Here is a 6855-nt window from a genome sequence, read left to right on the forward strand (position 1 = left end):
AACATCGCGATGGTGTCGCTCATGTTGGCGCCCGGGGCGATGCCGATGCCGCCGACCTGCGCAGCCAGCGCGTCCGAGACATAGTCGCCGTTGAGGTTCAGGGTGGCGATCACGCTGTACTCGGCCGGGCGCAGCAGGATCTGCTGCAGGAAGGCGTCGGCGATGGAGTCCTTGACGGTGATTTCCCGGCCGGTCCTGGGGTTCTTGAACTTCATCCAGGGGCCGCCGTCGATCAGCTCGGCGCCAAACTCCCTGGCGGCCAGCGCGTAGGCCCAGTCACGGAAGCCACCTTCGGTGTATTTCATGATGTTGCCCTTGTGCACGATGGTCACGCTGGGTTTGTCGTTGTCGACCGCGTACTGCAGCGCCTTGCGCACCAGGCGCTCGGTGCCCTCGATGGAAACCGGCTTGATGCCGATACCCGAGGTGTTGGGGAAGCGGATCTTCTTCACGCCCATGTCGTCGATCAGGAACTTGATCAGCTTCTTGGCCTTGTCGGACTGAGCCTCGTATTCGATGCCGGCGTAGATGTCTTCCGAGTTTTCGCGGAAGATGACCATGTTGGTCTTCTCGGGCTCTTTCAGCGGCGAAGGCACGCCCTTGAAGTACTGCACCGGGCGCAAGCACACATATAAGTCCAGCTCTTGACGCAATGCCACGTTGAGCGAGCGAATACCGCCGCCGACGGGCGTGGTCAGCGGGCCCTTGATCGACACCACGTAGTCGCGCAAGGCGTGCAGCGTTTCTTCGGGGAGCCAGACGTCGGGGCCGTAGATCTTGGTCGACTTCTCACCGGCAAAAACTTCCATCCAGTGGATCTTCTTCTTGCCGCTATAGGCTTTTTCGACCGCTGCGTCGACCACCTTGATCATCACCGGCGTGATGTCGAAGCCGGTGCCATCGCCTTCAATGTAGGGAATGATGGCTTGGTCGGGCACATTGAGCGAGAAGTCGGGGTTTACGCTGATCTTCTGGCCGCCAGAAGGGATCTTGATGTGCTTGTACATACGAGGGCTCCAGTGCGCTAGGTGTGTCGAAAGATTCTATGTCAGTGCGTTTGTCAACCGACTGACAAGAGAGCACGTTAGCCGCATACCGCCCGATGAGCGGGCGGTGGATTCCACTTTTAAAAAGGTATTTTCAAATGAACAAACTTCTGGCCGCTCTGATCGCTTCCCTGTTCGCCGCAGGCGCTTTCGCTGCCGACGCTGCCAAGCCTGCTGCAAAGCCCGCTGCTGAAGCTGCAAAGCCCGCCGCCTCGGCCGCTGCCAAGGCTGACGCCAAGGTCGAAGCCAAGACCGAAAAGAAGGCTGAAGCCAAGAAGTAATCAACGTTTCGTTGACTGCTTGGCACTCTGCAGCCTGGCTGCAGCGCCTCGAAAACGCCCGGTGTTCGCACTGGGCGTTTTTCATGGTGGCCCCACCGATAATTCCTTCTACCCGATCAACTGGCACTCATCATCGACATGATTAAACGAGGTCTTCTCGCCTGCGTGGCCCTGCTCTGGGCTTGCGCTGCATGGGCTCAAGAGAGCCCACAGAACCTGCCAAGCATTCGGCTGAACGCTGGCATCCACAACATTCAGGCGCAAGTGGCGCAAACGCCGGATCAGCGTGCGACCGGGCTCATGTTTCGCCGGAGCATGCCCAACAACGAAGGCATGCTTTTCGTCTTCGAGGCACCGACCAAACAGTGCTTCTGGATGAAAAACACCTACCTGCCTCTATCGATCGCGTTCCTCGCAGACGATGGCACGGTGATCAACATCGAAGACATGAAACCCCAGAGCCTGGACTCGCACTGTTCGCTGCAGCCCGTGCGCCATGTGCTGGAGATGAACCAGGGCTGGTTCGCCAAGCGCGGCATCAAGGCCGGAGCCAAGTTGACCGGTCAGCCTTTCTCGCGCTGATACCGCTCGCACCACCCCCAAATGCAAAAGGCCGGTCAGCGACCGGCCTTTTTCTTGGCGTCGACTTCGATCAGGCGAAGTTCTTGGCCGCGAAGTCCCAGTTCGCCAGTGAGGTCAGGAAGGTCTCAACCCACTTCGGGCGCAGGTTGCGGTAGTCGATGTAGTAGGCGTGCTCCCACACGTCGATCGTGAGCAGCGCCTTGTCGCCCGTGGTGAGCGGCGTGCCGGCGGCACCGGTATTGACGATGTCCACGCTGCCGTCAGGCTTCTTCACCAGCCAGGTCCAGCCCGAGCCGAAGTTGCCAACCGCGCTCTTCGTGAACGCTTCCTTGAAGGCCGCGAAACTGCCGAACTTGGCGTTGATCGCTGCAGCCAGAGCGCCCGTCGGCTCGCCGCCGCCCTGCGGCTTCATGCTGCTCCAGAAAAAGGTGTGGTTCCAGATCTGGGCAGCGTTGTTGTAGATGCCACCGGACGACTTTTTGATGATGTCTTCCAGGCTCATCGCCTCGAACTCGCTGCCCTTTTGCAGGTTGTTCAGGTTGACCACATAGGCGTTGTGATGCTTGCCATGGTGGTACTCCAGCGTTTCCTTACTGAGGTGCGGGGCCAGTGCGTCTTGCGCGTAAGGCAGCGAAGGCAGGGTGTGTTCCATGTGAGAGTCCTTTCAGCGTGTCGAAGTGTTTCGCGGGATTGTAGGCAGCTTGTGCGACATCAGAGACACGCACGGCGGCTGTCGGGTTATTCAGTGCGGGTCGTGCGCACACCCGTGATGGTGGCGGTGGCCAGGCCGTCGGCGAACTGCGCCTGCACCGGCTGACCCACGGCGAGCGCCCTGGCACTCGTGATCGCTGTGCCGTGATCGTCGCTCAACCAGGCATACCCGCGGGAAAGGACCCGCCGCGGGTCGAGCGCTGCGAGGCGCCCTTCCAGCGAATCCAGCCGTTGCTGACGCGCTGCCAACGTCACGCCCACGGCGCGCTGCAGACGGGTCGCGTTTTCTGCGCAACGCTGGCGCTGGCGCGGCACGCCTCGTTCGGCGTAACCCGCCATGCGTTGACCCAGCAAAGCCAGGCGCTGCGCCTGCCGGCGCACGAGGTCGGCGGGCCGCATCAAGCGCAGCGTGGCGTGGTCGAGGCGCTGCGCTTGTGTGTCGATCACATGGTGCATGCGCCGCGTCATCACCGAAGCAACCGCTGCCAGCAGGGCCAAGCCTTCGTCTTGGGTTGGCGACACCAGTTCGGCCGCGGCAGTGGGCGTTGGCGCGCGCACGTCTGCGGCGAAATCAGCCAAGGTGACGTCGGTCTCATGGCCCACACCGCAAAGCACCGGCATTGGGCTGGCCACGATGGCGCGCACGACACGTTCATCATTGAAAGCCCACAGGTCTTCCAACGAGCCGCCGCCACGGCACACGATCAGCACGTCAACCTCTGCGCGCAGGCCCGCCGCCGAGATCGCCTTGACAAGCGAAGCCGGCGCGTCAGCGCCCTGCACCAGGCTCGGGTACACGATCACTTCCACATGCGGTGCACGGCGTGCCAGGGCCGTCAGCACATCGTGCAAGGCGGCAGCGCCCAGCGAGGTGACGACACCCACGCGGCGAGGAAACGGCGGCAGAGCGCGTTTGCGCTTCGCATCAAACAGCCCCTCAGTTTCCAGCCGCGCCTTGAGTTTGAGGAACTGCTCGTACAAGGCGCCCGCACCGGCCCGCTGCATCGATTCGATGACGAACTGCAATTCACCTCGCGGCTCATAGACCGCCAGACGGCCACGCACCTCGACCAACTGGCCGTCGGCGGGAGCGAAGTCGACCAGGCTGGCCGCGCGGCGAAACATGGCACACCGGATCAGGGCCGCGCCCGTGTCGGCGTCCTTCAGGTTCAGGTAACAGTGGCCACTGGTCGCCCGTGAAAACCCGGAGATCTCGCCTCGCACGCTGCACGCAGAAAACCGCGCTGTCAGCGCATCCGACACTGCATGCACCAAGCCAGCCACGCTCCAGACCATGCGCTCGCCGCGTGTGAACGAGTCGTCAACCACGGGCAAACCCAGCGTGGGCGCGGGTTGAGAACTCCACAAGCGCGCCAATCAAGGCCCGGCGCGCAGGTTTGGCTGTCACACCGCTTTCATAATCATGCAAGTGATTGATTTTCAATGGATTTTTTATGCCTAAGTTTTAAGCAATTTGTTGAAGCGCCTGAATTCGCGCGGCTTGCACGCCGCTGAACCCCGGTTGCCCACAAAGTTGTCCACAGTTGCAGTGGACGAGGCGCAGGCTCTGCGACAAAGCGCTTCGAGTCAACCAGGACATGGTGACAACATCAAACGATTGCTGCGGTGACAGCGCAGGCCTTGGGGCCATAATCGCCCCTCCCGAATGGGCCCCAACACTATCCAAGAGGACCGGATTGTTTTCGATCATACAAGCCGCTGGCTGGCCGATTTGGCCCCTTCTCCTGTGCTCCATCGTCGCCCTGACGCTCATCATCGAACGCCTGTCGAGCCTGCGCAAAGCCCGCGTCGCGCCACCGCGATTGCTCGATGAGGTGGTGTCCGTCACCCGTGCCCACCTGCCCGGCGCCGACGTGGTCAACAAACTCGCTGACAACTCGATCCTCGGCACGGTGCTGGCCAGTGGCCTGCGCACGGTGATTGCCGACCCTCGCCTGAGCGAGGCGGTGTTGCGCAGTTCGTTCGAGTCCGCCGGCCGCGCCGCGGTGCACCGCATGGAGCGATACCTCAATACGCTGGGCTCCATCGCCTCGGCCGCACCCTTGCTGGGGCTGCTGGGCACGGTGATCGGCATGATTGAAATCTTTGGCGCCCAGGCACCGACCGGCGGCAACAACCCCGCCCTGCTCGCGCATGGCATCTCGATCGCGCTCTACAACACCGCCTTCGCGCTGATGATCGCGATCCCTTCGCTGATGTTCTATCGCTACTTCCGCGGCCTGGTCGACGCCTACACGCTCGAGATGGAGCAAGCGGCCGAGCGCATGGTGCCGCACCTGATGCGCTTCTCGGTGCCGTCCAAGAAGGCAGCGCCCTGACCCGACATGGCGATGAACTTTCGCAAGCACCAACCCGAAGAACCCGAGATCAACCTGATCCCGTTCATCGACGTGTTGCTGGTGGTGCTCATCTTCCTGATGCTGTCGACCACCTACTCCAAGTTCACCGAACTGCAGGTCGTGCTGCCGGTGGCCGACGCTGACAAACCGCGCGACAACCCGCGCGAGATCATCGTCTCGGTGTCGGGCGAAGGGCGCTACGCCATCAACCGCAAGACCCTCGAAGGCCGCAGCGTCGAGCTGCTTGCCGCCGAGCTGGCAGTGGCTGCGGCTGGCGCCAACGAAACGGTGGTCATCATCTCGGCCGATGCCACCGCCGCCCACCAATCGGTGGTGACGGTGATGGACGCTGCGCGCCGCGCCGGCCTGGCCAAGCTGACCTTCGCGACGCAGGCAGGCCAGGGGCGATAGGCTTCGTGGCCACGCGCACCACGGCTCGACCGAGCCCCTGAAGGCCACGCCGTGTCGGCTGCATCGCAGTTGCAGGCGGCCTGGTTGCGGCGAGGCGGCTTGGCCTGGGCGCTGCTGCCACTTTCCTGGCTGTACCGCGCCATCCTCTTGATTCGAGCGGGGTGCTTCGAGCTGGGGCTGATGCGTTCCGTGCAGCTGCCCGTCCCGGTGGTGGTGGTAGGCAACCTTGTTGCCGGGGGAGCCGGCAAAACGCCAACGACGCTGGCATTGGTGCAACTGTTGCGCGATCGTGGTTTCACACCCGGCATCGTCTCGCGGGGTTATGGGCGGCAATCCGACAACATTGTTTTGCTCAGCCGCGACACGCCCGTCAGCGAGGCCGGCGACGAGCCGCTGTTGCTGCACCTGCGCGGTGGCGTGCCGGTGGCCGTGGGGGCCGACCGGGTGGCGGCAGGTTTGGCGCTGCTGCAAGCCAACCCGGCAGTCGACGTCTTGATCAGCGACGACGGCCTGCAACACCGAAGGCTTGCGCGCGATGCCCAGGTGATCGTGTTCGACGAGCGCGGTGCAGGCAATGGCTGGCTGCTGCCGGCCGGCCCCTTGCGCGAGCCGGTGCCGGCGGTTGTGCCACCTCGCAGCGTGGTGCTCTACAACGCCGCCTCGCCGAGCACGGCGCTGCGCGGCCACCTCGCCAAGCGGCGCCTGAGCGGCCTGGCACCGCTGCCCGATTGGTGGCTGGGGCATGCCGCCCGCCCCGAGGCCTTCGCTGAACTGCGTGGCAAGACCGTGTTGGCCGCCGCGGGCCTGGCCAGGCCACAGCGCTTCTTCGAGATGCTCCGTGCGCAGGGGCTCGACATCGACGAACTGGCCCTTCCCGATCACCATGACTTCGCCACCCTGCCCTGGCCTGCGGACACCGTCGACGTGATCGTGACCGAAAAAGACGCGGTGAAACTGCGGCCTGTAGCCATGGGTGCCACCCGCGTGTGGGTCGCAACGCTAGACTTTGAGCTGAGTCCGGCGTTCGCGTCCGAACTGATGCAATGGCTGCCAGCCACCGACAGACCTTGAAGGACCCGACATGGACACTCGATTGCTTGAACTGCTGGTCTGCCCCTTGTGCAAAGGGCCGCTCGAACACGAACGCCCGCCGTTTCATGCACAGCACCAGCTGATCTGCCGCGCAGACCGCCTCGCCTTTCCCGTGCGCGACGGCATCCCGGTGATGCTCGAATCCGAAGCCCGCTCGCTCGACGCCCCGGCCGCCGAGAGCCCGGCGTGAGTTTCACCGTGCTGGTGCCGGCGCGGCTGCAATCGACCCGCCTGCCGCGCAAGATCCTCGCCGACCTCGGTGGTGTGCCCATGGTGGTGCGGGTGGCTCGACAAGCCGCGCGCTCGCAGGCTGCGCGCGTGGTGGTCGCCGCCGACGACCACGAGATCGTGCAGGCCTGCCAGGCCCACCAA

The 6855-nt window shown here is 63.7% G+C and carries 10 protein-coding genes; 7 read left to right on the forward strand and 3 right to left on the reverse strand.

Going from position 1 to position 6855, the window contains the following annotated elements:
* Positions 1–1007, reverse strand: a 1007-nt coding sequence (gene icd / locus RMO40_RS06255; RefSeq protein WP_309717846.1) for an NADP-dependent isocitrate dehydrogenase, incomplete at its 3' end; no start/stop codon positions are given.
* 95 nt (positions 1008–1102) lie between these two features.
* Between icd and RMO40_RS06260 the strand changes: the two genes are divergently transcribed.
* Together RMO40_RS06260 and RMO40_RS06265 are read left to right on the forward strand one after the other, a co-directional pair.
* Positions 1103–1327 carry a hypothetical protein gene (locus tag RMO40_RS06260; RefSeq protein ID WP_309717849.1) on the forward strand — a complete coding sequence of 75 codons (225 nt, stop codon included), beginning with the start codon at positions 1103–1105 and terminating at the stop codon, positions 1325–1327.
* 138 nt (positions 1328–1465) lie between these two features.
* Complete coding sequence (locus tag RMO40_RS06265) at positions 1466–1909, forward strand: DUF192 domain-containing protein (RefSeq protein ID WP_309717852.1); 444 nt, start codon at positions 1466–1468, stop codon at positions 1907–1909.
* Positions 1910–1979: 70 nt separating this feature from the next.
* Here RMO40_RS06265 and RMO40_RS06270 read toward each other — a convergent pair whose 3' ends face one another.
* On the reverse strand, positions 1980–2561 hold the full coding sequence (locus tag RMO40_RS06270) for a Fe-Mn family superoxide dismutase (protein WP_309717855.1): 582 nt from the start codon (positions 2559–2561) through the stop codon (positions 1980–1982).
* Between the two features lie 86 nt (positions 2562–2647).
* Positions 2648–3916, reverse strand: coding sequence for an exodeoxyribonuclease VII large subunit (gene xseA / locus RMO40_RS06275; RefSeq protein WP_489660118.1), 1269 nt, complete (start codon positions 3914–3916; stop codon positions 2648–2650).
* 401 nt (positions 3917–4317) lie between these two features.
* Between xseA and RMO40_RS06280 the strand changes: the two genes are divergently transcribed.
* The 5 genes from RMO40_RS06280 to RMO40_RS06300 form a co-directional block, all read left to right on the forward strand.
* Positions 4318–4959: a MotA/TolQ/ExbB proton channel family protein gene (locus RMO40_RS06280; protein WP_309717860.1), complete on the forward strand. Its 642-nt coding sequence runs from the start codon at positions 4318–4320 to the stop codon at positions 4957–4959.
* 12 nt (positions 4960–4971) lie between these two features.
* Positions 4972–5391, forward strand: a complete 420-nt coding sequence (locus RMO40_RS06285; RefSeq protein WP_309717863.1) for a biopolymer transporter ExbD — start codon at positions 4972–4974, stop codon at positions 5389–5391.
* Between the two features lie 51 nt (positions 5392–5442).
* Positions 5443–6462 carry a tetraacyldisaccharide 4'-kinase gene (lpxK, locus tag RMO40_RS06290; RefSeq protein ID WP_309717865.1) on the forward strand — a complete coding sequence of 340 codons (1020 nt, stop codon included), beginning with the start codon at positions 5443–5445 and terminating at the stop codon, positions 6460–6462.
* A gap of 10 nt (positions 6463–6472) precedes the next feature.
* Complete coding sequence (locus RMO40_RS06295; protein ID WP_309717868.1) at positions 6473–6673, forward strand: Trm112 family protein; 201 nt, start codon at positions 6473–6475, stop codon at positions 6671–6673.
* The coding region (locus RMO40_RS06300; RefSeq protein ID WP_489660117.1) for a cytidylyltransferase domain-containing protein at positions 6670–6855 on the forward strand (186 nt) is incomplete at its 3' end. The genes RMO40_RS06295 and RMO40_RS06300, both read left to right, overlap by 4 nt.

Origin of the sequence: Rhizobacter sp. (assembly GCF_031412075.1) — a bacterium.
Classification (GTDB): domain Bacteria; phylum Pseudomonadota; class Gammaproteobacteria; order Burkholderiales; family Burkholderiaceae_C; genus Rhizobacter.